General features: G+C 61.0%; 25 protein-coding genes and 1 other RNA gene. 16 read left to right on the forward strand and 10 right to left on the reverse strand.

Features of this window, described 5'->3' with window-relative positions; translation table 11 throughout:
* The first annotated feature begins 70 nt into the window (after nucleotides 1-70).
* The 3 genes from ubiD (at nucleotide 71) to AC3WMT_RS05010 (ending at nucleotide 3,370) form a co-directional block, all read left to right on the forward strand.
* The gene (gene ubiD, locus AC3WMT_RS05000) at nucleotides 71-1,537 is read left to right on the forward strand and encodes a 4-hydroxy-3-polyprenylbenzoate decarboxylase (RefSeq protein ID WP_103302518.1); all 1,467 of its coding nucleotides are present in this window, start codon (nucleotides 71-73) and stop codon (nucleotides 1,535-1,537) included.
* Complete coding sequence (locus AC3WMT_RS05005) at nucleotides 1,537-2,505, forward strand: CDP-6-deoxy-delta-3,4-glucoseen reductase (protein WP_103302517.1); 969 nt, start codon at nucleotides 1,537-1,539, stop codon at nucleotides 2,503-2,505. The genes ubiD and AC3WMT_RS05005 overlap by 1 nt, the downstream gene beginning before the upstream one ends.
* A gap of 196 nt (nucleotides 2,506-2,701) precedes the next feature.
* Nucleotides 2,702-3,370, forward strand: coding sequence for a gamma-glutamylcyclotransferase (locus AC3WMT_RS05010; protein WP_103302516.1), 669 nt, complete (start codon nucleotides 2,702-2,704; stop codon nucleotides 3,368-3,370).
* On the opposite strand, the gene glpT is transcribed toward AC3WMT_RS05010, so the two are convergent.
* Nucleotides 3,346-4,695 carry a glycerol-3-phosphate transporter gene (glpT, locus tag AC3WMT_RS05015; RefSeq protein ID WP_103302515.1) on the reverse strand — a complete coding sequence of 450 codons (1,350 nt, stop codon included), beginning with the start codon at nucleotides 4,693-4,695 and terminating at the stop codon, nucleotides 3,346-3,348. The genes AC3WMT_RS05010 and glpT overlap by 25 nt on opposite strands.
* A gap of 225 nt (nucleotides 4,696-4,920) precedes the next feature.
* Between glpT and AC3WMT_RS05020 the strand changes: the two genes are divergently transcribed.
* The gene (locus tag AC3WMT_RS05020; RefSeq protein ID WP_103302946.1) at nucleotides 4,921-5,550 is read left to right on the forward strand and encodes a flagellar basal body-associated protein FliL; all 630 of its coding nucleotides are present in this window, start codon (nucleotides 4,921-4,923) and stop codon (nucleotides 5,548-5,550) included.
* Between the two features lie 179 nt (nucleotides 5,551-5,729).
* Nucleotides 5,730-6,341 carry an energy transducer TonB gene (locus tag AC3WMT_RS05025; protein WP_103302514.1) on the forward strand — a complete coding sequence of 204 codons (612 nt, stop codon included), beginning with the start codon at nucleotides 5,730-5,732 and terminating at the stop codon, nucleotides 6,339-6,341.
* Between the two features lie 61 nt (nucleotides 6,342-6,402).
* Here AC3WMT_RS05025 and AC3WMT_RS05030 read toward each other — a convergent pair whose 3' ends face one another.
* Nucleotides 6,403-7,380, reverse strand: a complete 978-nt coding sequence (locus AC3WMT_RS05030) for an NADPH:quinone oxidoreductase family protein (protein ID WP_103302513.1) — start codon at nucleotides 7,378-7,380, stop codon at nucleotides 6,403-6,405.
* A 150-nt stretch (nucleotides 7,381-7,530) separates the two neighbouring features.
* Here AC3WMT_RS05030 and AC3WMT_RS05035 point away from each other — a divergent pair, with 150 nt between their 5' ends.
* Nucleotides 7,531-7,938, forward strand: a complete 408-nt coding sequence (locus AC3WMT_RS05035; RefSeq protein WP_027610485.1) for a flagellar basal body-associated protein FliL — start codon at nucleotides 7,531-7,533, stop codon at nucleotides 7,936-7,938.
* A 16-nt stretch (nucleotides 7,939-7,954) separates the two neighbouring features.
* Here the strand turns inward: AC3WMT_RS05035 and AC3WMT_RS05040 are convergent, their stop codons facing one another.
* From AC3WMT_RS05040 to AC3WMT_RS05055, 4 genes are all read right to left on the reverse strand, one after another.
* Entirely contained in the window at nucleotides 7,955-9,073 is a 1,119-nt protein-coding gene (locus tag AC3WMT_RS05040) for an ABC transporter permease (RefSeq protein WP_103302512.1), read from the reverse strand.
* A complete protein-coding gene (gene rbbA, locus AC3WMT_RS05045) occupies nucleotides 9,074-11,797 on the reverse strand; it encodes a ribosome-associated ATPase/putative transporter RbbA (protein ID WP_103302511.1) in 2,724 nt (907 codons plus the stop codon).
* Nucleotides 11,794-12,759, reverse strand: a complete 966-nt coding sequence (locus AC3WMT_RS05050; protein ID WP_103302510.1) for an HlyD family secretion protein — start codon at nucleotides 12,757-12,759, stop codon at nucleotides 11,794-11,796. The genes rbbA and AC3WMT_RS05050 overlap by 4 nt, the downstream gene beginning before the upstream one ends.
* Nucleotides 12,760-12,883: 124 nt before the next feature.
* A complete protein-coding gene (locus tag AC3WMT_RS05055; protein ID WP_103302509.1) occupies nucleotides 12,884-13,333 on the reverse strand; it encodes an EVE domain-containing protein in 450 nt (149 codons plus the stop codon).
* 197 nt (nucleotides 13,334-13,530) lie between these two features.
* Between AC3WMT_RS05055 and AC3WMT_RS05060 the strand changes: the two genes are divergently transcribed.
* Entirely contained in the window at nucleotides 13,531-13,686 is a 156-nt protein-coding gene (locus tag AC3WMT_RS05060) for a hypothetical protein (protein ID WP_007911192.1), read from the forward strand.
* A gap of 36 nt (nucleotides 13,687-13,722) precedes the next feature.
* Here the strand turns inward: AC3WMT_RS05060 and AC3WMT_RS05065 are convergent, their stop codons facing one another.
* From AC3WMT_RS05065 to AC3WMT_RS05080, 4 genes are all read right to left on the reverse strand, one after another.
* Nucleotides 13,723-14,328, reverse strand: coding sequence for a 5-formyltetrahydrofolate cyclo-ligase (locus AC3WMT_RS05065; RefSeq protein ID WP_103302508.1), 606 nt, complete (start codon nucleotides 14,326-14,328; stop codon nucleotides 13,723-13,725).
* A 79-nt stretch (nucleotides 14,329-14,407) separates the two neighbouring features.
* Nucleotides 14,408-14,586, reverse strand: a non-coding RNA gene (gene ssrS / locus AC3WMT_RS05070) — 6S RNA.
* Between the two features lie 30 nt (nucleotides 14,587-14,616).
* A complete protein-coding gene (locus AC3WMT_RS05075; protein ID WP_007967943.1) occupies nucleotides 14,617-14,934 on the reverse strand; it encodes a cell division protein ZapA in 318 nt (105 codons plus the stop codon).
* Nucleotides 14,931-15,140, reverse strand: coding sequence for a TIGR02449 family protein (locus AC3WMT_RS05080; RefSeq protein ID WP_103302507.1), 210 nt, complete (start codon nucleotides 15,138-15,140; stop codon nucleotides 14,931-14,933). The genes AC3WMT_RS05075 and AC3WMT_RS05080 overlap by 4 nt, the downstream gene beginning before the upstream one ends.
* A gap of 118 nt (nucleotides 15,141-15,258) precedes the next feature.
* Here AC3WMT_RS05080 and AC3WMT_RS05085 point away from each other — a divergent pair, with 118 nt between their 5' ends.
* The 9 genes from AC3WMT_RS05085 (at nucleotide 15,259) to gcvH (ending at nucleotide 24,861) form a co-directional block, all read left to right on the forward strand.
* On the forward strand, nucleotides 15,259-15,819 hold the full coding sequence (locus AC3WMT_RS05085; RefSeq protein ID WP_103302506.1) for a YecA/YgfB family protein: 561 nt from the start codon (nucleotides 15,259-15,261) through the stop codon (nucleotides 15,817-15,819).
* A gap of 27 nt (nucleotides 15,820-15,846) precedes the next feature.
* Nucleotides 15,847-17,181 carry a Xaa-Pro aminopeptidase gene (gene pepP, locus AC3WMT_RS05090; protein ID WP_103302505.1) on the forward strand — a complete coding sequence of 445 codons (1,335 nt, stop codon included), beginning with the start codon at nucleotides 15,847-15,849 and terminating at the stop codon, nucleotides 17,179-17,181.
* Complete coding sequence (gene ubiH / locus AC3WMT_RS05095; protein WP_103302504.1) at nucleotides 17,178-18,365, forward strand: 2-octaprenyl-6-methoxyphenyl hydroxylase; 1,188 nt, start codon at nucleotides 17,178-17,180, stop codon at nucleotides 18,363-18,365. Before pepP ends, ubiH begins: the two co-directional genes overlap by 4 nt.
* Complete coding sequence (locus AC3WMT_RS05100; protein WP_103302503.1) at nucleotides 18,358-18,843, forward strand: DUF4442 domain-containing protein; 486 nt, start codon at nucleotides 18,358-18,360, stop codon at nucleotides 18,841-18,843. The genes ubiH and AC3WMT_RS05100 overlap by 8 nt, the downstream gene beginning before the upstream one ends.
* A gap of 9 nt (nucleotides 18,844-18,852) precedes the next feature.
* Nucleotides 18,853-20,070 carry a 2-octaprenyl-3-methyl-6-methoxy-1,4-benzoquinol hydroxylase gene (locus tag AC3WMT_RS05105; RefSeq protein ID WP_177431365.1) on the forward strand — a complete coding sequence of 406 codons (1,218 nt, stop codon included), beginning with the start codon at nucleotides 18,853-18,855 and terminating at the stop codon, nucleotides 20,068-20,070.
* A gap of 246 nt (nucleotides 20,071-20,316) precedes the next feature.
* Nucleotides 20,317-21,321 (forward strand): extracellular solute-binding protein, encoded by a 1,005-nt coding sequence (locus tag AC3WMT_RS05110; protein WP_103302501.1) that lies wholly within the window; start codon nucleotides 20,317-20,319, stop codon nucleotides 21,319-21,321.
* A 254-nt stretch (nucleotides 21,322-21,575) separates the two neighbouring features.
* On the forward strand, nucleotides 21,576-23,192 hold the full coding sequence (locus AC3WMT_RS05115; protein WP_103302500.1) for an ABC transporter permease: 1,617 nt from the start codon (nucleotides 21,576-21,578) through the stop codon (nucleotides 23,190-23,192).
* A 155-nt stretch (nucleotides 23,193-23,347) separates the two neighbouring features.
* Complete coding sequence (gcvT, locus tag AC3WMT_RS05120) at nucleotides 23,348-24,430, forward strand: glycine cleavage system aminomethyltransferase GcvT (RefSeq protein ID WP_103302499.1); 1,083 nt, start codon at nucleotides 23,348-23,350, stop codon at nucleotides 24,428-24,430.
* A gap of 47 nt (nucleotides 24,431-24,477) precedes the next feature.
* A complete protein-coding gene (gene gcvH / locus AC3WMT_RS05125; protein WP_103302498.1) occupies nucleotides 24,478-24,861 on the forward strand; it encodes a glycine cleavage system protein GcvH in 384 nt (127 codons plus the stop codon).
* Nucleotides 24,862-25,007 lie beyond the last annotated feature (146 nt).

Raw genomic sequence — 25,007 nt, forward strand, 5'->3', positions numbered from 1 at the left:
GCTCTGACGGGCTGCTGTTTGCCCGTCAGAGCAGGTAGGATGTACGCCTATTTTGAGGGTGCCATCGTCAATGAAATTCAAGGATCTTCGGGATTTCGTGCAGCAGCTTGAGCAGCGCGGAGAGTTGAAACGCATCCAGATTCCCGTCTCGCCGGTGCTGGAAATGACCGAGGTGTGCGATCGCACGCTGCGGGCCAAAGGCCCGGCGCTGCTGTTCGAAAAACCGACCGGCTACGACATTCCGGTGCTCGGCAACCTGTTCGGCACGCCCGAGCGGGTGGCGATGGGCATGGGCGCCGAATCGGTCAGCGAGCTGCGCGAAATCGGCAAGCTGCTGGCGTTCCTCAAGGAGCCGGAGCCGCCGAAGGGCTTGAAAGACGCGTGGTCGAAACTGCCGATCTTCCGCAAGATCATCTCGATGGCGCCGAAAGTCGTCAAAGACGCGGTGTGCCAGGAAGTTGTCATCGAAGGCGACGACGTCGACCTGGCGATGCTGCCGGTACAGACCTGCTGGCCCGGCGACGTCGGTCCGCTGATCACCTGGGGCCTGACCGTCACCAAAGGCCCGAACAAGGACCGCCAGAATCTCGGTATCTACCGTCAGCAAGTGATCGGCCGCAACAAAGTCATCATGCGCTGGCTCAGCCACCGTGGCGGCGCGCTGGACTATCGCGAATGGTGCGAGAAACATCCGGGCCAGCCGTTCCCGGTGTCTGTGGCCCTTGGCGCCGATCCGGCAACCATCCTTGGCGCCGTGACCCCGGTGCCGGACAGCCTGTCCGAATACGCTTTCGCCGGCCTGCTGCGCGGTAACCGCACCGAACTGGTCAAGTGCCGGGGCAACGACCTGCAAGTGCCGGCCACCGCCGAGATCATCCTCGAAGGCGTGATCCACCCGGGCGAAATGGCCGACGAAGGACCGTACGGCGACCACACCGGTTACTACAACGAAGTCGACAGCTTCCCGGTGTTCACCGTCGAGCGCATCACCCACCGCATCAAGCCGATCTACCACAGCACTTACACTGGCCGTCCGCCGGATGAGCCAGCGATCCTCGGTGTAGCGCTCAACGAAGTGTTCGTGCCGATCCTGCAGAAGCAGTTCCCGGAAATCACCGACTTCTACCTGCCGCCGGAAGGCTGCTCGTACCGCATGGCCATCGTGACCATGAAGAAGTCGTATCCGGGGCATGCCAAGCGCGTGATGCTCGGTGTCTGGTCGTTTTTGCGACAGTTCATGTACACCAAGTTCGTTATCGTCTGTGACGACGATATCAACGCCCGGGACTGGAACGACGTGATCTGGGCCATCACCACGCGCATGGACCCCAAGCGCGACACGGTGATGATCGACAACACGCCGATCGACTATCTCGACTTCGCCTCGCCGGTCTCCGGCCTGGGTTCGAAAATGGGCCTGGATGCCACCCACAAGTGGCCGGGCGAAACCACTCGCGAGTGGGGCCGTGTGATCGTCAAGGACGACGCCGTCACCCAACGGATCGATGCCATCTGGAATCAGTTAGGAATAGATTGATGCGTGTAACCCTGCAGCCCTCCGGAGCGGTGCTTGAGATACGGCCCGGCGAGCGGATTCTCGATGGTGCGCGGCGCCTGGGCTACGACTGCCCGCAAAGCTGCCGCAACGGCAATTGTCACGTGTGTGCGGCGCTGCTGGTCGAAGGCCGTGTCGAGCAGGCCGGCAAGGTGCATGACCACGGCGAGTTCTACACTTGCATAGCCGAGCCGCTGGAAGACTGCATCCTGCTGTGGGATGGCGTGCTCGCGCTGGGAGAACTGCCGGTGCGCAGCCTGTCGTGTCAGGTCATTGAATGCCGGGACGTCGGCGGCGACACCTGGCGCGTGCGTCTGCGTGCACCGGCCGGCAAGCCACCACGTTATCACGCCGGGCAGTATCTGATGATCGAACGCGAGAACGGCGAGAAGTCGGCGTTCTCCATGGCCTCGGCACCCCACGGCGGGCGCGATCTGGAAATCCACGTGCTGGCGCGCGAAGCGAGTGCGTTGAGTCTGATCGAGCAACTGCAACGCAACGCGATGGTGCGCGTCGAACTGCCGTTCGGCGACACCCATCTTGCCGAATTGCCCGACGGGCCGCTGGTGCTGATCGCCGCAGGTACTGGCATGGGCCAGATCCACAGCCTGATCGAGCATTGCCGCGCCAACGGCTTCAAACACCCGGTGCATCTGTACTGGGGCGTGCGTCGTCCGGAGGACTTCTATCAGATCGAACATTGGGATGAATGGCTGAAGCTGCCCAATCTGTTCCTGCACAAAGTTGTCAGCGACCAGTGCGGCTGGGAAGGGCGCTGCGGGATGTTGCACGAAGCGGTGTGCGAAGACTTCCCGGATCTGAAACCGTTGCACGTCTACGCCAGCGGCTCACCGGCCATGGTCTACGGCACGCTGGATGCACTTGTTGAAGCAGGCATGGACGCTCATCAAATGCGTGCCGATGTGTTCGCTTACGCTCCGCGCTCCTGAGTCTTTATAACCCTCTATATAGCTGATCGGTATTTATCTAATTGGGTAAATACCGCTAGGTTATATATCAATAGGGCAATTAATTAAGAACTGTGCCATGGCACTTAAATTGCCTTAAAACATATGTGCCTTATTGTTACAGCGGTGCGTTCTATTAAGTAATTCTTCACCCGCGGGGAGCTGAACGCTATTCGCCATGAGCGCCATTGAAAACGGATTCTTGAATCTCGCTTACCCTCCACGGCTCGATCTTGGGCCGCAGCTGACGCACGAACAACTTCTCGCTTCCATGCAATCGACCATGGCACGCCACAAGGGCGGGCCGGTGTGGCTGTTCGCCTATGGTTCGCTGATCTGGCGGCCGGAATGTTCGGCAGTCGAACGGGTGCGCGGTCGCGTGCATGGCTACCATCGCGGCTTGTACCTGTGGTCGCACGAGCATCGCGGCACGCCGGAAATGCCCGGCCTGGTGTTTGGTCTGGATCGCGGCGGTTCGTGTAGCGGCTTCGCCTATCGGCTACCGGAAGACAACCTCGACGCTGCGCTGTATGCGCTGTGGAAACGCGAGATGCCGGTGCCGTCCTATCGGCCACACTGGCTCAATTGCCGACTCGAAGATGGCACTCAGGTACAGGCGTTGGGATTTGTGTTGGAGCGACACCTGCCCAGCTATGCCGGCAACCTGCCAGATCATGTGCTGAGCCAGGTGTTCGAAAGCGCCTGCGGGCGTTACGGCACCACTCGCGATTATGTCGAGCAGACCGCACACGCCCTGCGCAGCCACGCCATGCCAGATCGGAATCTGGAGGCGCGGCTCAAGCGCTGTAAGTCAAAAGCCGATCAGGCGATGGCTTCGCGGCTCTGACTGGCGACTTGCTTGTGCCACAGGGTCGGGGCCAGGAAGGCCATCGACAGCAGGCAAGCGCCGACCAGCAAGACGAAACCACCGTCCCAGCCGAAGTGGTCCACGGTGTAGCCCATCGCCGCACTGGCCGCGACCGAACCGCCCAGATAACCGAACAGACCGGTGAAACCGGCAGCAGTGCCGGCGGCTTTCTTCGGTGCCAGTTCCAGCGCCTGCAGGCCGATCAGCATTACCGGGCCGTAGATCAGGAAGCCGATCGAGAACAGCGCGATCATGTCGACGGTCGGGTTGCCGGCCGGGTTCAGCCAGTAAACCAGGGTCGCCACGGTCACCAGTGCCATGAACACCATGCCGGTCAGGCCACGGTTGCCACGGAAGATCTTGTCCGACATCCAGCCGCACAGCAGCGTGCCCGGAATGCCCGCCCACTCGTAGAAGAAATAGGCCCACGAGGTTTTATCCACGGTGAAACCCTTGGCTTCCTTGAGGTAGGTCGGCGCCCAGTCCAGAACGCCGTAGCGCAGCAAGTAGACGAAGACGTTGGCCATGGCGATGTACCAGAGCATTTTGTTGCGCAGCACGTACTTGACGAAGATTTCCTTGGCGCTGAATTCGTCTTCGTGGCTGGCGTCGTAACCTTCCGGGTAGTCGTTCTTGTACTTCTCGATCGGCGGTAGGCCCACCGATTGCGGGGTGTCGCGCATGGTGATGAAGGCAAACACCGCCACGCCCAGCGCCACCGCTGCCGGTACGTAGAACGCTGCGTGCCAGTCGTTGAACAGGCCCATGCCGATCAGGAACAGCGGGCCGATCAGGCCACCGCCGACGTTATGCGCCACGTTCCACACCGACACTACGCCGCCACGTTCCTTCTGCGACCACCAGTGCACCATGGTCCGGCCACTTGGCGGCCAACCCATGCCCTGGGCCCAGCCGTTGATGAACAACAGAATGAACATCATGGTCACGCTGGACGTTGCCCATGGTGCGAAACCGAAAATGAACATCACCCCGGCCGACACCAGCAGGCCGAACGGCAGGAAGTAACGCGGGTTGGAACGGTCGGACACCAGGCCCATGAGGAATTTCGACAAGCCGTAAGCGATCGCGATCGCCGACATCGCCAGACCCAGATCACCGCGGCTGTAGCCTTCGTCGATCAGGTACGGCATGGCCAGTGAGAAGTTTTTGCGCAGCAGGTAATAACCCGCGTAGCCAAAGAAGATGCCGGCGAAGATCTGCCAACGCAGGCGTCGATAAGTGCTGTCTATTTTTTCTTCAGGCAATGGAGCCTGATGTGCGGCAGGACGAAAGAAAGCAAACATTCAAGAGCTCCAAATTTCTTGTTTTGACTGCGGATGCGAATGTTACAGTTTCGTTACCGAAAATAGCACCGGTTCGCATCGACCAAACAGCGGAAATAGTCGAATTCGCGTGTTCCTTTACGAACCTGTCGCTCAGCTGTAAGAACAGGGCGTTTTTGTAGCGGTCGACGATGGCTGTCATAGACTCCTGATCAGTCACTCCGACCGATGCAACCGAGATAAATGTTGGCTCTGAAGGTTCGTATGTTGCTGCCCGGATTGCTGGCGGCGGCCGTAATCACTGTGTCCGTTCTGGCACTGAGTTACGCCCAGGATTCTGCGGCACCGGGTTTGCGCAATGTCACGGTGCTGATCGTGCGTCATGCGGAAAAACCTGAGGTCGGCAGGCAGCTCAATGCCCGAGGAGAGCAACGGGCTGTGGCCTATGCCGACTATTTCAGTGCGCTGATGCTGGACGGCCAGACGCTGATACCTCAGCGCCTGATCGCTACCGCCGACAGCGCGGAAAGTATGCGCCCGCGTCAGACGCTGATCCCGCTGTCCCAGCGCCTGCAACTGCCCATCGAACAGCCTTATGCCAATAACGATGTCGACAAACTGGTCAGTTTGCTGCGCAAGAGTAATCAGGCGAAAACCGTGCTGATTGCCTGGCACCACGGACATATCAACAAGTTGATCTCGGCTTTTGGTGGCGACGGCCCGGCATTGATCGGCCAACCGAAATGGCCGGTGGATGTCTACGACTGGCTCATCGTTTTGCGCTTCGACGACAAGGGGCAACTTGTCGAATCGCGTAGCCAGAAGATTCAGGAACATTTGCTGCCGGGCGATATTGCTGATCCCGGTCGCGGCTAACAGTCCGTCAGAAAAGTTACCGGTGACCCTTTTGCGCGGTTATTTACCTTTTTTAGGGACGGGGTTTAGGAAATGTCCTGCGTCCAAAGGAGAAGCTGCGCCATTCAGTTCAAAGCCATTGCTCCGTAACCTTTGTGCTGTTGCCGGGAAAGGCGAATCACTAAGGAAGGGGTGGGATCATGCGCTGGTTTTTTGCTTGGCTTTTGTTGGTGTTCGGAGGTTCCGCGCTGGCCTCAGAGAAGTTTTTGATCCCGGAAAACAATCCCAAACCGGTCTATCCTCGAATGCTGCAGCGGGCGGGCATCACCGGGGAGGTGAAGGTCAGTTTCATCGCCAGGGCGGATGGCTCGGTCAGCGACATCAGGATTCGGGAAAGCACTCACCCGGACTTGGCCGAAGCAGTTCGAGCCGCGATAGCGCAGTGGCGGTTCAAACCCTGGGTGGTTGAAGGGGACAAACCTGAAGAGCAGGAAATCGTCGCGCCAATGATTTTCCACCTCGAAGACCACCCGCTTCATATCAACCAATGGCTGAAAACAGTTAAATGCCGGGCCGTTAACGAAAACCTTGGAAATATGAGCGAGTTCGATTGGGTTGACTCAAGCGTATTTGCGTATACGCGGGCCTATCTTTCAAATTCAATCACCAGGCATCAATTGTCGGATGAGGAGCGTCTGGCGATGATTGCGAAGATGAATCAGCGAGTACCGACAATTGTCAGGGGCTGTCGGGACAATCCGACACGCAAATTCATGAGTCTTTTGCCCGTGGAGATTCGCGAGTTGCTTTGATTTGAGCCACTAAGGAAAAGCCAGAACCGCCGCACAGACAGTTCTGGCCTCCATCAGAAACTCAGCGCACCTGCACCACCACCTTGCCCACCGCCTTGCGCTGGCCAAGATCATTGATCGCCTGCGCCGCATTGCTCAGTGGATACACCTGCGACACCAGCGGCTTCAACTTGCCCTCGGCAAACCAGCCGAACAACTGCTGGAAGTTTGCAGCGTTGTCCTGTGGCTGACGCTGGGCGAACGAGCCCCAGAACACGCCGAGCACCGCCGCGCCTTTGAGCAGGGCAAGGTTGACCGGCAGCTCGGGAATGCGCCCGCTGGCGAAACCGACCACCAGCAAGCGGCCGTTCCAGGCGATGGCGCGGATGGCTTGATCGAACAGGTCGCCACCGACCGGGTCGTAAATCACGTCGGCGCCTTGGCCATCGGTGAGGCGTTTGATCTCGTCCTTGAGGCTGGTTTCGCTGTAGTTGATCAGCTCGTCGGCGCCGGCCGCCTTGGCCACGGCGAGTTTTTCCGCGCTGCTGGCGGCGGCGATCACGCGGGCGCCCATGGCTTTGCCAATCTCCACGGCAGCGAGACCGACACCGCCGGACGCACCGAGCACCAGCAGGGTTTCGCCCGGTTGCAGATTGGCGCGTTGCTTGAGTGCGTGCATCGAGGTGCCGTAGGTCATGCTGAAGGCGGCGGCGGTGTTGAAGTCCATTGATGGCGGAATCGGCAGCACGTTATAGCCCGGCACCGCGACCTGCTCGGCGAAACTGCCCCAGCCGGTCAGGGCCATGACCCGGTCGCCGATTTTCAGATGACTGATCTTTTCACCCACAACGCTGACCACGCCGGCCGCTTCACCACCCGGCGAGAACGGGAAGGGCGGCTTGAACTGGTATTTGCCCTCGATGATCAGCGTGTCCGGGAAGTTGACCCCGGCGGCGTGCACGTCCAGCAGGATTTCGTTCTTCTTCGCGACAGGGCTGGCGACGTCTTCCAGCACCAGCGATTCGGCAGGGCCGAAGGCTTTGCACAGCACGGCTTTCATCAGGGCTATTCCTTTGGGAGTGATGGCCGATAAGTGTAGGTGTGTCAGTAAACGGGTCAACGAGCATGCCCGGCCCTGATAGTCAGCCATAAGCTTGTGCTTGCGCGGCGGGTCGTTATGCTAGGCCGCAAACCGGATAAGGAGCGAATTGTGAAAGCGTGGATCATGTTGTTGCTGGCCCTGTCTCTGCCTGTGGCAGCGCTGGCCGAAGAAGCCAAAGAAGGCGAGGCGCCGAAGGTCAATTACATCACCCTGAGCCCGCCGTTCGTGGGCAACTACGGGCTGGACGGCACGCCGAAGCTCAAGGTTTACAAGGCCGATGTGGCATTGCGTGTGACGGGCGAAGAGGCGACCAAACTGGTCAAGGCCAACGAGCCGCTGATCCGCAATCAACTGGTGGCGCTGTTCACCCAGCAGACTACTGAGGCGATGGGCAGCATCGAAGGCAAGGAAAAGCTGCGTCAGGAAGCCCTGAAGCAAACCCAGCAAGTGATGAATGACGAGACCGGCAAGCCGGTGGTTGAAGATCTGTTGTTCAACAACCTGATCATTCAGTAAGCACACCGGCCGCTGTTCAGGACGCCAGGCTTTTGCGAAAGCGTGCCAGTGCGATGAGGAAGAACAGTAGGCCGATGGCCGTCAGCGCCAGCAAGTCCGGCCAGACCACGCTCAGCCCGGCGTCGCGAAACAGTATCGCGGCGCTAAGGCTGACAAAGTGCGTGGACGGTGAGCCCTGCATGACCCACTGCAGCCACTGCGGCATGCTGTCCAATGGCGTGCTGCCACCAGACAGCAGCAACATCGGGATGATCACCGGAATCGCCAGCAGGCCGAACTGCGGTGTCGAGCGCGCCAGCGTCGCGAGGAAGATTCCCAACGCGGTACTGGCAAACAGATAAACCGCGGTCACCAGCAAAAACAGGCTCATCGAGCCGGCCAACGGTACGCCGAGCGCGCCTTTGACCACCACCTCCAGCGACAGCCAGGTGCACAGCACCACCACCAGCAGATTGCTCCAGATTTTCGCCAGCATGATTTCCAGCGCCGTCAGCGGCAGCACCAGCAAATGGTCGAGCGTGCCGTGTTCGCGTTCGCGCAGCAGCGCCGTACCCGTGAGGATGATCGCCAGAATGGTGATGTTGTTGACGATCTGAATCACCGCCAGAAACCAGCCGCCCTCCAGGTTGGTATTGAACAGCGCGCGGGTGGTCAGTTGAATCGGCGTCTTGCTCGCGGCATCGCCCTGGCCGCCATAGTCCTGCAGTTCACGCTGGAAGATCCGGCCGATGTAACCGGCGCCCATGAACGCCTGACTCATGGCGGTGGCGTCCACATTGACCTGAATGGCCGGGTGCCGCGCCGCCAGCAGGTCGGTTTGAAAACCTGCCGGAATGTTGATGACGAAGGTGTACTGGCCGCTGTCCATGACCTGGTCCAGTTGCGGGTAAGGCAACAGCACCGGCGGCTGGAACTCCGGCGGTTGCAGGGCCTGGGCCAACTGGCGCGAGAGCGCGCTGTGGTCTTCGTCGACGATCGCCACGCTGGCGTTGTGCACGCCGATCACTGAGCCGGCGGCGGGCATGTAGATCGCCACGGTGAAGGCGTAGAACAGGAACAGCAGCAAAACGCTGTCGTGGCGCAGGCTGGTCAGTTCCTTGAGTCCCAGGCGCAGGATGTGCACGAACTTGTGCATTCAGGCCTCCTGCTTTTTCAGCATGACCAGGCTCAGCCCGGTGAACCCGATAAAGAACCCGAACAGCGCCAGGCACTGCGGCCATAGCTGCCGCAGGTCCAGCGCTTTGGTGAACGTGCCCACCGCGATGTCGAGAAAGTGCCCCGCCGGAAACAGCATGCCCATCACCGCAGCCGCACCTTCCAGCGAAGAGCGCGGCACGATCAGCCCGGAAAACTGGATGGTCGGCAGGCTGGTGATGATCATGGTGCCGAGGATCGCGGCGATTTGCGTGCGGGTGAACGCTGAAATCAGCAGGCCCATGCTGGTGGTCGCCAGCACGTAGAGCAGGCCGCCGAAGGCCAGCGTCAGCAGGCTGCCCTTGAACGGCACGCCGAACAGCCAGCGGTTCATCGCCACCAGCAGCGCAAGATTGACCAGGCTGACCAGCAGGTACGGCGCCTGTTTGCCGAGCAGAAACTCCAGGCGGGTCAGGGGCGTGGCGTAGAAATTGGTGATCGAGCCCAGCTCTTTTTCGCGGACGATGCCCAGCGCCGTCAACATCGCCGGAATGAACGCCAGAATCAGCGCCATAACCCCGGGGCCGATGGCGTTGACGCTGACCACATCCTGGTTGTAGCGAAAGCGGGTTTCCAGGCTGGCGCCCGCCTGATGTTGCATCGCGGGGCTACTTTGCTCGGCCAACTCTTGCAGGTTGGCCAAGTGCACGGCTTCGACATAATTGCGGCTGGTCTCGGCGCGAAACGGCATGCCGCCATCCAGCCACGCCGCCACCGCAGGCTGGCGCCCGGCGTACAGGTCGCGGCCAAATCCGGGCGGGATTTCCAACGCCAGTTTGATCTCCGAACGTTGCAGGCGTCGGTGCAGCTCTTGAGCGTCGTGGATGGCCGGCCGCTCATCGAAGTAGCGCGAGCCGCGAAAGGCTTCCAGATAGGTTCGGCTCTGCGGTGTCTGGTCCTGGTCGTACACGGCGAACGCGAGGTTTTCCACGTCCAGGGAAATCCCGTAGCCGAAAATCACCATCATGAAAATCGCCCCCGCCAGCGCGAACGCCATGCGCACCTTGTCACGCAGCAGCTCCTTGCCTTCGCGACTGGCCACCGCCAGCAGGCGACCGAGGCTGAAGCCGCGCTGTTTGAGCGGCGGTGCATTGGCCGTTGGCGCCGTCGTCGATTCATTCGCGGGCGGCGATTCGGCGGTGCCCTGAGCCTGTTCCAGACACGTCACGAAAGCGGCTTCCAGCGTCTCTCCAGCAAACTGACATTGCAGCGCCGCCGGGGTATCGCACGCCAGGACTTTGCCGGCGTGCATCAGCGAGATGCGGTCGCAGCGCTGGGCTTCGTTCATGAAGTGGGTGGAGAGAAAAATCGTCACGCCTTGTTCGCGGGACAGTTCGATCAACAGTCGCCAGAAGTCATCGCGAGCGGCCGGGTCGACGCCGGACGTCGGCTCATCGAGGATCAGCACTTCCGGGCGATGCAACACCGCGACCGCCAGCGACAGGCGTTGACGCAGCCCAAGGGGCAGAGCGCCTGACGGCTGATCAGCAACGCCGCGCAGATTGAAGCGCTCGATCAACGCTTCGATGCGTGGCGCGCTTTCGGCTTTGGGCAAGTCGAACAGCCGGGCATGCAGCTCAAGGTTCTGTCGCACACTGAGTTCGCCATACAGCGAAAAGCTCTGGGACATGAAGCCGACCCGTTTGCGCGTGGCCAGATCCTTGGCATCCACCGGATTGCCCAGCAGTGTCGCGCGGCCTTCGCTGGCCGGCATCAGCCCGGTCAGGACTTTCATGGTGGTGGTTTTGCCGCAGCCGTTGGAGCCGAGGAAGCCGAAAATCTCGCCGCGACCGATGGCGAAGCTGACGTGATCCACGGCGGTGAAGTCGCCGAAGCGCAGCGTCAGATCGTAGGCCTCAATCGCGATATCGGTGGTGCCGCCGCTACGTGGCGGAATCACCAGCGGCTTGGCGTCATGCTGGCTGTCACCCTGGAAATGGGTGAAGGCCTCGTCGAGTTTGCCACTCGGGGTGACGGCCGCCAGTTCACGGCTCAGGCCGGTGGCAATCAATTGGCCGTTGTCGAGCATCAGACAATGCTCGAACTGTTCGGCTTCCTCCATATAAGCGGTGGCGACCAGCAGAGTCAGTTGCGGGCGCTGGCGCCGCACGTCGTCGACCAACTCCCAGAAACGCCGGCGTGAGAGCGGGTCGACACCGGTGGTCGGTTCATCGAGGATCAACAGGTCCGGCTCATGGATTAGCGCGCAGCACAGCCCCAGTTTCTGTTTCATGCCACCGGACAACTTGCCGGCGGGGCGCTCGGCGAACTTCAGCAGGTCGGTGGCGAGCAGCAGGTTGTGCATGCGTTGTTCGCTGTCGGCCTTTGACAGGCCGAACAGCGTGGCGAAGAACTGTATGTTTTCGCGGATCGACAGCTCGGGATACAGGTTGCCGCCCAATCCCTGGGGCATGAAGGCGATGCGCGCATACAGCGTGTCGCGGTGGCGGCGCTGCTGGATCGGCCCGCCGAGGACGTCCAGTTGCCCTTGCTGCAAGGCCTTCACTCCGGCGATCAGCCCCAGCAGGCTGGATTTGCCCGCGCCATCGGGGCCGATCAGCCCGCAGCGGGTGCCGGCAGGCAGGCTGAAGGTGATATCGCTCAGTGCTTGCTGTTTGCCGTAGCGGTGCGCGATAGCATTCGCCTGAACCGCGAGGCTGCTCATTGCAGATTGGCCGGCCAGGTGATCGGCGCGGTGCGCACATACCCGGCGCCGGGCATGCCGGGCTTGGCTTGCGGCACGGCGCTGGGTTGGGTCAGGCGCAGCTTGACGCGGAACACCAGTTTTTGCCGCTCGTCGCGGGTTTCGACTTCCTTGGGGGTGAACTGCGATTTGCCGGCGACGAAACTGATTTTTGCCGGCAAGGGCTTGTCGGGCAGGGCATCGAGCAGCACCCGCGCTTCATCGCCCACCGCCAGACGCCCGGCCACCGAGGCGGACAGATAGAGGTTCATGTACTGATCGTTGGGATCAATCAACAGCAGGACGCGGCCACCGGCGCCTAGCACTTCCCCGGGTTCGGCCATGCGTAACTGGATCACGCCATCAAGCGGCGCGCGCAGGCTGCTGTCGTCGATTTCGCTGGTCAGTTGAGCGACCTGCGCCTGCGCTGCGCCGATCGCTGCAGCAACCGCCGACACCTGGGCGCGGGCCGCCGTCACGGCAGCGTTGCCGGTGCCGATGCGCGACTGCAATTGATCGATGACCTGGGCGCTGACAAAACCGTGCTTGAACAGCGACTGAGAGCGCCCGAGTTCCTGCTGGGCCAGCAGTAGCTCACTCTGACGCAACTGCACATTGGCCTGGGCGGCGTTGAGGTTTTCCCGGGCGCGCAAGACCTCGGCTTCGGCCTGGTTGCGCTGGGCTTCAAGGGTGCGGGTGTCCATGCGCGCCAGCAATTGGCCTTGAGTGACCTTGTCGCCTTCATCGACCAGCACCTCGGCGAGGCGACCGGGTGTCTTGCTGGCGATCTGCACTTCGGTGGCCTCAAGTCGTCCGTTGCCGGCCGACAGCCCCTCGGGCAGGCGACTGCTGATCGACTTCCAGTAACCGAAGCCGCCGGCGGCCAATAATAAGGCTATGAGCGATCCGGCAAATAACAGTGAGGAACGGCGGTGCGTCGACATGGGGGGCATCCTGCGGCTGTGGCGTCCAGTCTGACGGTTCAAGCGCTGGGGGCGCTTGATGTCAATCAAATGAGCGGCAAGCCTAGACCCTTTTGTCTGCCAACAGTGCGTGACCGGGCGGTTCTCAGCGCAGGCCGAGCACAGCGGCCCATTGTTCGGCGGTGACGGGCATCACTGAAAGCCGCGAGCCTTTCTGCACCAGTGGCATTTGCGCCAGCGCGGTCTGCTGTTTCAGGTAATCGAGCTTCAAGACCCGCGCAAACGTCTCGACATGCGCCACATCGATCGCACTCCAGGCGTTTTTCTCCGGCGTGGCTTTGGGGTCGAAGTAATGGCTTTCCGGTTCCAGTGCGGTGGGATCCGGGTACGCCGCCTCGATTATTTTCCCGATACCGGCAATCCCTGGCTCAGGACAGCTGGAATGGTAGAAAAAGAACTCATCACCTACCGCCATCGCCCGCAGGAAGTTGCGTGCCTGATAGTTGCGAACCCCGTCCCAGCGCGCTTTGCCGAGTTTTTCAAGACCTTTGATCGAGAGTTCGTCCGGCTCGGATTTCATCAGCCAATAGGCCATGGTTTTTGCTCCTGAAGCGTTCATTGGGCAAGTTGTCGGGCAATTTTATGACAAACCGACGGTCGGTTGACGTCAGCGTTTGCGCGCAGGTTCACGTTGTCGCAAAATGCCGGCCTTTAAAGCTTGACGCTGCTGCACGGCCTACGAATGGAAACCGCTGCTGTCATCGTGATGATGTGCCTTGAGGGGGGCAATCGATGAAACGCAAACCGGATTTGCTGTGGACTTTGGTGATTTTGTTCGGCCTCGGTGTCGTGACCACCGGTTATGCACAGAGTCTGTGGGCCAACAAGGCCGATGCACCGATTGAAGTGGCGCAACAGGTTCAACAGTCGACCGCCTTCAAGCGCTGAAGCTGCCTTCCCGACGCCGCTGATCTGCGCGGCGTCCTATCCCGCGAAATACCATGCCTTGTCGGTGACCGTGCCTTGTAACGGCACATCCCAACTCGCCTGCGCCAGTCGTTCGACTTTCTGACACTCATGAGCCAGCCCGAGCAGTGTCGGCTTGCGCCAGTTCTGGCGCCGCGCCAGGTACGCCAGGCTGCGATCATAGAAGCCGCCGCCCATTCCCAGTCGCCCACCGACATCGTCAAACCCCACCAGCGGTAACAACACCAGGTCCAGCGTCCAGATTTTCCGCTGGCGCGCCAACTGCGCGCGCGGTTCGAGAATGCGGAAGCGATTGGGCTTGAGTTTCTCGCCGGGGCGGATGCGCTGGAAGACCATTTTGGTTCGCGGCCAGGCGCTGAGTACCGGCAAATACGTGGCCTTGCCCCGGCGTTGTGCTTCGCGCAGCAGCAGTCGCGGGTCGATTTCACCGTCAGTGGGCAGGTACAGGGAGATATGTTTTGCCCGGCGAAAATGCGGGTCTTGGGCCAGTTGCCGGAACAGGCCCTTGGCGGCCTGCCGTTGTTCACCGGGAGTCAGTGAGCGGCGCGCCTTGCGCAGCAGGCGGCGGAGTTGCGGGCGTGGCAGCAGCGCGGGTTCGGTCATGGTTCGGCTTCGGCAGGTTGGACGAAAACGTACGCATAAAAAATCCGATGTCGGTTTTCACCGACATCGGATTCGAATCAGGCTCCCCGGATGAACCGCTGTCAACTTAGCCCTTGAACCCGAAAGTTCAAGGTGGAAGATGCAGTAGACTTTAAGGCTTTCCGTCTGGCGGACATGCACACCAGCCCAACGTGCAACTTCCAGGGTAGTGCGAATCGGCTCAGGGACATCGTCAACTGGCAAGCACCCCAGGGAGTGCCGCGAGTATACCTCAAGCGGCCTGGCGAATCAGCCCTTGCTGATGTCCGGATCGTCGGCCAGGACCAGATCGACACGATCGAGCAAGTCGCGCACCTGTTCACGGGTCGAGCCGCTGGCCTGGATGTCCGGGCGCTCTTCTTTGTGCAAGAGGTCGTGGGTGATGTTCAGCGCGGCCATCACGGCAATGCGGTCGGCGCCGATGACTTTGCCGCTGCTGCGGATCTCGCGCATCTTGCCGTCGAGGTAGCGTGCGGCACTGACCAGATTGCTGCGTTCTTCCTGCGGGCAGATGATCGAATACTCTTTGTCGAGGATCTGCACGGTAACGCTATTGCTTGAACTCATGAGTCTTGCTCCAGGGCCTTGAGGCGCGAAATCATCGATTCGACCTTACGCCGGGCGATTTCGTTTTTTTCAATGAGGTGCGCGCGTTCCTCGCGCCAGGTCTTTTCCTGAGCTAGTAAGAGTCCGTTTTGGCTCTTTAGTTGCTCGACTCGGCCAATCAGCAGTTCGAGTCTGGCCATCAGCGCTTGCAGGTCGTTGTCTTCCATTGGATTCACTGTCTGATGGGTTAGCTGGCGGACAGCCTTTAATAGTCTTGGCGAGTCTGTCGATGTAGGATACAAGGCCTTCATTCTAGACATAGCGCCGTCTGGCGCCTAGCTGCCCATGACCATTGCGAATTCCCCGTACCAAGCCTTTGCCACCCTGCTGACTTCCAGCGGCCACAACGTCTCGCCTGCCGAACTGCATGGCGTGCTGCTCGGACGCAGCTGCGCCGGTGCCGGCTTCGATAACGAAGGCTGGCTGATCGACGCCGCCGAACTGCTCGAAGGCGACATCCAGGACAACGTCCGCAACGCCCTGATCGGCCTGCAAGAGATGGTCAAGGGCGAGCTGACCGGCGACGACGTCACCGTCGTTCTGCTGCTGCCGACCGATGACGCCCCGCTGGCTGAGCGCGCCGCTGCACTGGGCGAGTGGTGCCAAGGCTTTCTCAGCGGTTTCGGCCTGAACTGCCGCGACAGCAGCATGCTCAGCACCGAAGCTACCGAAGTGCTGCAGGATCTGGCCGCCATTTCCCAGGTGCAAGACGCCCTGGAAGAATCCGAAGACGGCGAAACCGACTACATGGAAGTCATGGAGTACCTGCGCGTCGCGCCGCTGCTGCTGTTCTCGGAAACCAAGAAAACCGACGTGCCGCCAGCCGCCAAGCCGTCGCTGCATTAATCGCGTGCCAGGGAAAGCCATCTGCCCATGATCCATATCCCGAAAGCGGAATACAGCCGTCGCCGCAAGGCCCTGATGGCGCAGATGGAACCCAACAGCATCGCGATTCTGCCTGCCGCCGCGGTAGCGATCCGCAACCGCGACGTCGAGCATGTCTACCGTCAGGACAGCGACTTCCAATACCTCAGCGGTTTCCCCGAGCCGCAAGCCGTCATCGTCTTGATGCCCGGCCGCGAGCACGGCGAATACGTGCTGTTCTGCCGTGAACGCAATGCCGAACGCGAATTGTGGGACGGCTTGCGCGCAGGCCAGGAAGGCGCGATCCGCGACTTTGGCGCTGACGACGCGTTCCCGATTACCGATATCGACGACATTCTGCCGGGCCTGATCGAAGGCCGTGACCGGGTGTATTCGGCGATGGGCAGCAACCCCGAGTTCGATCGGCACCTGATGGACTGGATCAACGTGATCCGCTCTAAAGCGCACCTCGGCGCCCAGCCGCCGAACGAATTCGTTGCCCTGGATCATCTGCTGCACGACATGCGCCTGTATAAATCGGCGGCAGAAGTGAAGGTGATGCGCGAAGCCGCACGGATCTCGGCCCAGGCCCACATCCGGGCTATGCAGGCCAGCCGTGCCGGGCTTTATGAGTACAGCCTCGAAGCCGAACTCGACTACGAATTCCGCAAGGGCGGGGCGAAGATGCCGGCCTACGGCTCGATCGTCGCGGCCGGGCGCAACAGCTGCATCCTGCATTACCAGCAGAATGACGCACTGCTCAAGGACGGTGATCTGGTGCTGATCGACGCCGGTTGCGAGATCGACTGCTACGCCAGCGATATCACCCGCACCTGGCCGGTCAACGGCAAGTTTTCGCCCGAGCAGAAAGCGATCTACGAGTTGGTGCTGGCCTCGCAGGAAGCCGCGTTCGCCGAAATCGCCCCGAACAAGCATTGGAATCAGGCGCATGAAGCCACGGTTCGAGTGATTACCACCGGGCTGGTGAAACTTGGATTGCTGCAAGGCGAGGTCGACGAGTTGATCGCGACTGAAGCCTATAAAGCTTTCTACATGCACCGCGCCGGCCACTGGCTGGGCATGGATGTGCACGACGTCGGCGAGTACAAGGTCGGCGGCGAATGGCGCGTGCTGGAGGTCGGCATGGCGCTGACCGTCGAGCCGGGTATCTACATTGCCCCGGACAATCAGAACGTCGCGAAGAAATGGCGCGGCATTGGCGTACGCATCGAGGACGACGTGGTGGTGACCAAAACCGGTTGTGAAATCCTCACCAGCGGCGTGCCGAAAACCGTCGCCGAAATCGAAGCGCTGATGGCGCAAGCACGGACACACGCAGCATGAGTCGAGTCAATCTGGCAATCATCGGTGGCGGCCTGGTCGGCGCCAGTCTGGCGTTGGCCTTGCAGGCCGGGGCCAAGGCCCGTGGCTGGAAAATTGTCCTGATCGAGCCGTTCGCCCCCGGCGACAGTTGGCAGCCGAGCTACGACGCGCGTTCGTCGGCGTTGTCCTTCGGCTCGCGGCAGATTTATCAACGGCTGGGCGTGTGGCAGGAAATCTCCCGCCGCGCCGAGCCGATCAAACAGATTCACGTCTCCGACCGTGGTCGCTTCTCCACCGCACGTTTGTCGGCGATGGAAGAGGGCGTACCGGCGCTCGGTTACGTGGTGGAAAACGCCTGGCTCGGCCAGTGTCTGTGGCAGCACATCGACAAAGACGTGATCAGCTGGCGCTGCCCGGCGGAAGTCACGCGCATGGAGCCGCTGCCGGATGGCTATCGCCTGACGCTCAATGATGAAACCACCCTTGAATGCGACCTCGCGGTGCTCGCCGATGGCGGGCGCTCGGGGCTGCGCGAGCAATTGGGCATCAACGTGCGCAAGCGTCCGTATAACCAGAGCGCGCTGATCGCCAACATCACCCCGAGCGAAGCGCACAACGGCATGGCCTTCGAACGCTTCACCGACGAAGGCCCGATGGCCTTGCTGCCGCTGCCGGAAAACCGCTGTGCTTTGGTCTGGACCCGTTTGGGCATGGACGCGCAGCGTCTGGCGGACTTGAGTGAGCGCGATTTCCTCAGCGAATTGCAGGGCGTGTTCGGCTATCGCCTCGGTACGCTGAAACAGGTCGGCGCGCGGCACTTGTATCCGCTGTCGCTGGTTGAAGCTGAGGAACAGGTGCGTTCGCATCTGGCCGTGCTCGGCAACGCGGCGCACAGCCTGCATCCGATTGCCGGTCAGGGTTTCAACCTGTCTCTGCGCGATGCCGATGCCTTGGCCGCCGCTTTGTTGAGCAGCGACAAACCGCTCGGCGACTTCGCCACCTTGCAGGCGTATCGCGAGCGGCAGCGTCTTGATCAGGACCTTACAGTCGGCTTCTCCGATCAGGTCACGCGCTTGTTCGGCAGCACGCAACCGCTGGTTTCGCTGGGCCGTAATATCGGTCTGCTCGGCCTCGATCTGTTGCCGCCAGCCAAGCGCTGGTTTGCCCGTCAGGCGATGGGGTTGGGAACCCGACCGGATGCTTAAGTGGTTGACCGCCAGATTTGGCAAAGCGCGCTTGATGCGCTGGGTGATGACGTTCTATCCGCCATACCTGGGCGCCGGAGTGCGGGTGCGGCACATCAGCGATGACTTCCGCGACATTCAAGTGTCGATGGGCCTGGGCTGGTATAACCGCAACTACGTCGGTACCCAGTTCGGCGGCAGTCTGTATTCGATGGTTGATCCGTTTTTCATGCTGATGCTGATGGAAAACCTCGGATCGCGGTACATCGTCTGGGACAAGGCGGCCGATATCGATTTCATTGCGCCGGGCAAAGGCCCGGTATTCGCCCGCTTCAGCATCGACGAGACCTTGCTCGACGAGATCCGCCGGCAGACCGCCAGTGGCGAGAAATACCTGCCGCAGTTGCAGGTCGACATTCATGACGGCGCCGGCAACCTTGTGGCGCGGGTCGGTAAAACCCTTTACGTGCGGCTCAAGCCGCAAGCGAGACAGGCTTAAAGCATGGAAATGCGCGCAGATCTGCTGATTGTCGGAGCCGGAATGGTCGGCAGCGCCCTCGCGCTGGCGTTGCAGGACAGCGGGCTGGAAGTATTGCTGCTCGACGGCAGCCCGTTGAGCGTGAAACCGTTCGATGCCGACGCGGCGTTTGAACCGCGTGTCAGTGCGCTGTCGGCGGCCAGCCAGCGAATCCTCGAACGCCTCGGCGTGTGGGATGGCATCGCCAAGCGGCGCAGCAGCCCGTACACCGACATGCACGTGTGGGACGGCAGTGGCACCGGGCAGATTCACTTTTCTGCGAGCAGCGTACATGCCGAGGTACTCGGCCATATCGTCGAGAACCGCGTGGTCCAGGATGCTTTGCTCGACCGTTTGCACGATTGCGATCTGGGCATGCTGGCCAATGCGCGACTGGAACAGATGCGTCGCTCGGGCGATGACTGGCTGCTGACGCTGGCCGATGGTCGGCAATTGCGTGCGCCACTGGTGATCGCAGCGGATGGCGCCAATTCGGCCGTACGCCGCCTGACCGGCGTGGCCACCCGCGAATGGGATTACCTGCATTACGCCATTGTCACCAGCGTGCGTAGCAGCAAACCGCATCAGATGACCGCGTGGCAACGCTTCACCGATCACGGCCCGCTGGCGTTTCTGCCGCTGGAGCGCGACGGTCAGCAGGATTGGTGCTCGATCGTCTGGTCGACCACGCCGAGCGAGGCCGAGCGCTTGATGAAGCTGGATGAGGCGGACTTCTGCCGTGAGCTGGAGCGTGCGTTTGAAGGTTGTCTGGGCGAAGTCGTCAGTGCCGACCCACGTCTGTGCGTGCCGCTGCGTCAGCGGCATGCCAAGCGTTACGTGGCTGAAGGGCTGGCGCTGATTGGCGACGCTGCGCACACCATTCACCCGTTGGCGGGGCAGGGTGTGAACCTGGGCTTCCTCGACGCGGCGGTGTTGGCCGAAGTGCTGCTGCAAGCGAACGAGCGCGGTGAGCGACTGGCGGACGTGAAGGTCCTGAGCCGCTACGAGCGTCGACGCATGCCGCACAATCTGGCGCTGATGGCGGCGATGGAAGGGTTTGAGCGATTGTTCCAGGCAGATCCGCTGCCGTTGCGCTGGTTGCGTAACACGGGTTTGAAACTGGTCGAGCAGATGCCCGAAGCGAAAGCGTTATTTGTGCGTGAAGCCCTCGGCTTGACCGGTGATCTTCCCGCGCTCGCTAAAGCCTGACATTTTCATTGAGGCTGATGGCCTCTTCGCGGGCAAGCCCGCTCCCACAGTGGTCGGTGTGAAACATCAATGTTGTGTACACCCGAAGACCCTGTGGGAGCGGGCTTGCCCGCGATGGCGTCGGTGAAGCCACTACAAAAACACGCTGTGCAACATCTGGTAACTCCTTCGAACAGTGTTCGATTGAGATGGTAAATGTGAGTCCTTATCATTTGGCCCACATTTTCCGACCGAGAGACCACTCCCATGTTGGCACCCAAGCGTCTTCTGACCGCACTGGCCTTGACCCTGATTGGCAGTACCACTGCCCAGGCCGCCGACGAGGTGGTGGTTTACTCCTCGCGCATCGATGAGCTGATCAAGCCAGTGTTCGATGCATACACCGCCAAGACCGGGGTGAAGATCAAGTTCATCACCGACAAGGAAGCGCCGCTGATGCAGCGCATCAAGGCCGAAGGCGAGAACGCCACCGCCGACCTGCTGCTGACTGTCGATGCCGGCAACCTCTGGCAGGCCGAGCAGATGGGCATCCTCCAGCCGTTTACGTCGAAAACCATCGACGCCAACATTCCCGCTCAATATCGCTCGTCCACTCACGCCTGGACTGGCCTGAGCCTGCGTGCGCGGACCATCGCCTATTCCACTGAGCGGGTGAAACCGGGTGAATTGACCACCTACGAAGCGCTGGCCGACAAGAACTGGGAAGGGCGCCTGTGCCTGCGCACGGCGAAGAAGGTCTACAACCAGTCGCTAACGGCGACCATGATCGAAGTCCACGGCGCCGAGAAAACCGAGAAAATCCTCAAGGGCTGGGTCAACAACCTGTCCACCGACGTGTTCTCCGATGACGTCGCGGTGCTTGAGGCGATCAACGCCGGCCAGTGCGACGTCGGCATCGTCAACACTTACTACTACGGTCGACTGCACAAGCAGAAACCGGATCTGCCAGTGAAACTGTTCTGGCCGAATCAGGCGGATCGCGGCGTGCACGTCAACCTGTCGGGGATCGGCCTGACCAAGCATGCACCGCACCCGGAAGCCGCCAAGGCCCTGGTCGAGTGGATGACCACGCCTGAGGCGCAGAAGATTTTTGCCGACGTAAACCAGGAGTTCCCGGCCAACCCGGCGGTGAAACCATCGGAAGAAGTGGCTGCGTGGGGCCAGTTTGTCGCTGATACCTTGCCGGTGGAAGTGGCGGGCAAGCGTCAGGCCGAGGCGATCCGGATGATGGATCGGGCGGGTTGGAACTGAGGCTTTTTCGATATATTTGTCTGCTTCAAGATCCAGCCCCTCACCCAGCCCTCTCCCCAAGGGAGAGGGGGAAAAGGGAGCCGATCTGAGTTGGATTCAAATCCTGAGTTCGACTCGATGTTTCAGGTCGATGTAGCTTGCATGAGCACCTCGGTCAGTCCCCTCTCCCCCCGGGAGAGGGTTAGGGTGAGGGCAGCAATCTCAACCTGAAACCCTAATCCCAAGAACACCCCAATCCCTCCAGAGATTCAAAAGTGGCCCACCCCGCCCAACGCCGCTGGTATCCCATTGTCTTCGCCATTGCCTCGCTGGTGCTGTTGCCCCTGAGCGTCCTGCTGCTTTCATGGCAGACCATCGATCAACAAATCTGGTCGCACCTGTGGGAAACCCAGATGCCGCGCCTGTTGGGTAACACCCTGACCCTGGTGCTCGGCGTCGGTGTCGGTGTGACGCTGCTCGGTGTCAGTCTCGCCTGGCTCACCAGCCTCTGCGAATTCCCAGGGCGGCGCTGGCTCGACTGGGCGCTGATGCTGCCGTTCGCCATCCCGGCCTACGTACTGGCCTTCGTTTTCGTCGGCCTGCTGGATTTCGCCGGCCCCGTGCAAACGCTGCTGCGTGAATGGTTCGGCACGGGCCTGCGGTTGCCACGGGTACGCTCCACCGGCGGGGTAATTGTGGTGCTGGTGCTGGTCTTCTATCCCTACGTTTACCTGCTGGCGCGCAGCGCGTTTCTTGCTCAGGGCAAAGGCCTGATGGAAGCCGCACGGGTGCTCGGGCAATCGCCGTGGCAAGCGTTCTGGCGCGTTGCGTTGCCGATGGCGCGGCCGGCGATCGGCGCCGGTGTAGCGCTGGCGCTGATGGAGACTCTGGCGGATTTCGGCGCAGTCTCGGTGTTCAACTTCGACACCTTCACCACGGCCATCTACAAAACCTGGTACGGCTTCTTCAGCCTGCCGAGCTCGGCGCAACTGGCCAGCCTGTTGTTGCTGGTGGTGATGCTGGTGCTGTACGGCGAACGCCGCGCACGCGGGGCCAATCGGGCGGGCAACGAGCGGCCACGGGTCAAGGCGCTGTACCACCTGCGTGGGTTCAAGGCGCTCGCGGCGATGAGCTGGTGCGGATTGGTCTTCGCCTGCGCTTTCGTCATTCCGATGCTGCAGCTGTTCGTCTGGTTCTGGCAGCGCGGCCGTTTCGATCTCGATGAGCGTTACGCCGGGCTGATCGTCCACACCCTGTATCTGGGCGGCATGGCCGCGTTGATCACCGTCAGCGTCGCGTTGTTGCTGGCGTTTGCCCGACGCTTGGCACCGACTCCGGCGATCCGTTCCGGCGTCAGTCTGGCCAATCTTGGCTACGCCTTGCCGGGCTCGGTGCTGGCGGTCTCGATCATGCTGGCGTTCAGTTATCTGGATCGCGAACTGGTGATTCCGCTTTCGGGCTGGCTCGGTGGCGCCGGTAAACCCTTGCTGCTGGGCAGTCTGGCGGCGTTGTTGATGGCTTATCTGGTGCGATTCATCGCTGTCGCCTACGGCCCGCTGGAAAACAGCTTGGCGCGTATACGGCCGTCTTTGCCCGAAGCGGCACGTAGCCTGGGTGTCAGTGGGCCGCGACTGTTTTTCAAAGTGTATCTGCCACTGTTGCTGCCCGGCACGTTGAGCGCGGCGTTGCTGGTGTTCGTCGATGTCCTCAAGGAAATGCCCGCGACCCTGCTGATGCGCCCGTTTGGCTGGGACACGCTGGCCGTGCGCATCTTTGAAATGACCAGCGAAGGCGAATGGGCGCGGGCATCGTTGCCAGCGCTGACTCTGGTTCTGGTCGGTTTATTGCCGGTTATCGGACTGATCCGCCGCTCGGCGCACCGAAACACTTAGTAGTGAGTCCTGAATCATGCGGCTACAATGCGCGGCATTCGGTGCGGTTCGTCTGACAGATCTGTTCGCTGGAATCGGCTGAGAGCCTTCTATTTCAAGGCTTTCACCCGTGCAGCGGCTGTCCGCACCTTCGCCACGCCCGGAAGGAGAAACCCATGGGACAGCGTACGCCTCTGTATGACCTGCATCTCGCCCTCGGCGCGAAGATGGTCGATTTTGGCGGTTGGGACATGCCATTGCATTACGGCTCGCAGGTCGAGGAGCACCACGAAGTGCGCCGCGATTGCGGGGTGTTCGATGTTTCCCACATGACCGTAATTGATGTCACCGGTGTTCAGGCCAAAGCCTGGCTGCAGCATTTGCTGGCCAATGACGTCGAGCGCCTGCACAACCCCGGCCGTGCGTTGTACAGCACCATGCTCAACGAGCGTGGCGGCATCGTCGACGACATGATCGTCTACCGTCTCGAGGACGGTTATCGGCTGGTGTTCAACGCCTCCACCCGTGATCAGGACCTGGCCTGGATGAATGCGCAAGTGGGCGGTTACGACGTGCAGCTGCACGAGCGCTCCGAACTGGCCATGCTCGCCATTCAAGGCCCGCAGGCTCGGCACAAGATTGCCGAACTGGTCACCCAGTCCCGCGCCTCGCTGATCCAGCAGCTCAAACCTTTCGAAGCGCACGCCGACGGCGACTGGTTCATCGCCCGTACCGGTTACACCGGTGAAGACGGTCTGGAAATCGCCTTGCCGGCTGATCAGGCTCCAGCGTTTTTCAACGATCTGGTCGGTGCCGGCATTTCGCCGATCGGCCTTGGTGCCCGCGACACCTTGCGGGTTGAGGCCGGGATGAACCTCTACGGTCAAGACATTCATCAGGACGTTTCGCCGCTCGCCTCGAACATGGCCTGGAGCATTGCCTGGGAACCGGCCTCGCGCCAGTTCATCGGCCGCGCCGCGCTGGAGGCGGAAAAAGCCGCGGGTGTTGCGCACAAACTGGTCGGTCTGGTGCTCGAAGAACGCGGTGTTTTGCGTGCTCATCAGGTGGTTCGCATCGCCGATGTTGGCGAAGGGGAGATCACCAGTGGTAGTTTCTCTCCTACGCTAAGCAAATCGATTGCCCTGGCGCGTGTTCCGATGGCCACCGCCGACCGCGCCGAAGTGGAAATCCGTGGCAAGTGGTACCCGGTACGCGTGGTCAAACCGACCTTCGTGCGCCACGGCAAAACTTTGATCTAACCTTTTCCGGCGGGCAGACCGCTGACAATTTCTTGAGGACACCGAAGATGAGCGATATCCCTGCCGAACTGCGTTTTGCCGAAAGTCACGAATGGGCACGTCTGGAAGCTGACGGCACCGTCACTGTGGGCATCAGCGATCACGCGCAGGAAGCGCTGGGTGACGTGGTGTTCGTTGAACTGGCTGAGGTCGGCAAAGTGTTTGCTGCCGGTGATGCAGCAGGTGTTGTTGAATCGGTGAAGGCGGCTTCCGACATCTACTCCCCAGTTGGCGGAGAAGTGATCGCGGTCAACGAAGAACTGGCCAACTCGCCGGAAGAACTGAACAACGAGCCGTACGCTGCCTGGATCTTCAAACTCAAGCCAAGCGACAAGGCTGAGCTGGACAAGCTGCTGGATGCCGCGGCCTACAAGGCAGCCATCGGCGAATAAGCTTCGAGCGATACCCCAAAGCCCCGACTCGTCGGGGCTTTTTCATGGGCAATGAAAATTCAGTGTGGGAGCGGGCGTCTGTACTGAAAATGAGTTGCGACACGGGCTGCTATGCTGGTTTGACCGTGTTGCATTGACGCCGAGCG

It is taken from the genome of Pseudomonas sp. FW305-7 (assembly GCF_058786735.1).

Excerpts from the sequence above, each read along its gene's own strand:
- ubiD (WP_103302518.1), top strand. The coding sequence starts at position 71 with ATGAAATTCAAGGATCTTCGGGATTTCGTGCAGCAGCTTGAGCAGCGC.
- AC3WMT_RS05005 (WP_103302517.1), top strand. The coding sequence starts at position 1,537 with ATGCGTGTAACCCTGCAGCCCTCCGGAGCGGTGCTTGAGATACGGCCC.
- AC3WMT_RS05010 (WP_103302516.1), top strand. The coding sequence starts at position 2,702 with ATGAGCGCCATTGAAAACGGATTCTTGAATCTCGCTTACCCTCCACGG.
- glpT (WP_103302515.1), bottom strand. The coding sequence starts at position 4,695 with ATGTTTGCTTTCTTTCGTCCTGCCGCACATCAGGCTCCATTGCCTGAA.
- AC3WMT_RS05025 (WP_103302514.1), top strand. The coding sequence starts at position 5,730 with ATGCGCTGGTTTTTTGCTTGGCTTTTGTTGGTGTTCGGAGGTTCCGCG.
- AC3WMT_RS05030 (WP_103302513.1), bottom strand. The coding sequence starts at position 7,380 with ATGAAAGCCGTGCTGTGCAAAGCCTTCGGCCCTGCCGAATCGCTGGTG.
- AC3WMT_RS05040 (WP_103302512.1), bottom strand. The coding sequence starts at position 9,073 with ATGCACAAGTTCGTGCACATCCTGCGCCTGGGACTCAAGGAACTGACC.
- rbbA (WP_103302511.1), bottom strand. The coding sequence starts at position 11,797 with ATGAGCAGCCTCGCGGTTCAGGCGAATGCTATCGCGCACCGCTACGGC.
- AC3WMT_RS05050 (WP_103302510.1), bottom strand. The coding sequence starts at position 12,759 with ATGTCGACGCACCGCCGTTCCTCACTGTTATTTGCCGGATCGCTCATA.
- AC3WMT_RS05055 (WP_103302509.1), bottom strand. The coding sequence starts at position 13,333 with ATGGCCTATTGGCTGATGAAATCCGAGCCGGACGAACTCTCGATCAAA.
- AC3WMT_RS05060 (WP_007911192.1), top strand. The coding sequence starts at position 13,531 with ATGAAACGCAAACCGGATTTGCTGTGGACTTTGGTGATTTTGTTCGGC.
- AC3WMT_RS05065 (WP_103302508.1), bottom strand. The coding sequence starts at position 14,328 with ATGACCGAACCCGCGCTGCTGCCACGCCCGCAACTCCGCCGCCTGCTG.
- AC3WMT_RS05075 (WP_007967943.1), bottom strand. The coding sequence starts at position 14,934 with ATGAGTTCAAGCAATAGCGTTACCGTGCAGATCCTCGACAAAGAGTAT.
- AC3WMT_RS05080 (WP_103302507.1), bottom strand. The coding sequence starts at position 15,140 with ATGGAAGACAACGACCTGCAAGCGCTGATGGCCAGACTCGAACTGCTG.
- AC3WMT_RS05085 (WP_103302506.1), top strand. The coding sequence starts at position 15,259 with ATGACCATTGCGAATTCCCCGTACCAAGCCTTTGCCACCCTGCTGACT.
- pepP (WP_103302505.1), top strand. The coding sequence starts at position 15,847 with ATGATCCATATCCCGAAAGCGGAATACAGCCGTCGCCGCAAGGCCCTG.
- ubiH (WP_103302504.1), top strand. The coding sequence starts at position 17,178 with ATGAGTCGAGTCAATCTGGCAATCATCGGTGGCGGCCTGGTCGGCGCC.
- AC3WMT_RS05100 (WP_103302503.1), top strand. The coding sequence starts at position 18,358 with ATGCTTAAGTGGTTGACCGCCAGATTTGGCAAAGCGCGCTTGATGCGC.
- AC3WMT_RS05105 (WP_177431365.1), top strand. The coding sequence starts at position 18,853 with ATGCGCGCAGATCTGCTGATTGTCGGAGCCGGAATGGTCGGCAGCGCC.
- AC3WMT_RS05110 (WP_103302501.1), top strand. The coding sequence starts at position 20,317 with ATGTTGGCACCCAAGCGTCTTCTGACCGCACTGGCCTTGACCCTGATT.
- gcvT (WP_103302499.1), top strand. The coding sequence starts at position 23,348 with ATGGGACAGCGTACGCCTCTGTATGACCTGCATCTCGCCCTCGGCGCG.
- gcvH (WP_103302498.1), top strand. The coding sequence starts at position 24,478 with ATGAGCGATATCCCTGCCGAACTGCGTTTTGCCGAAAGTCACGAATGG.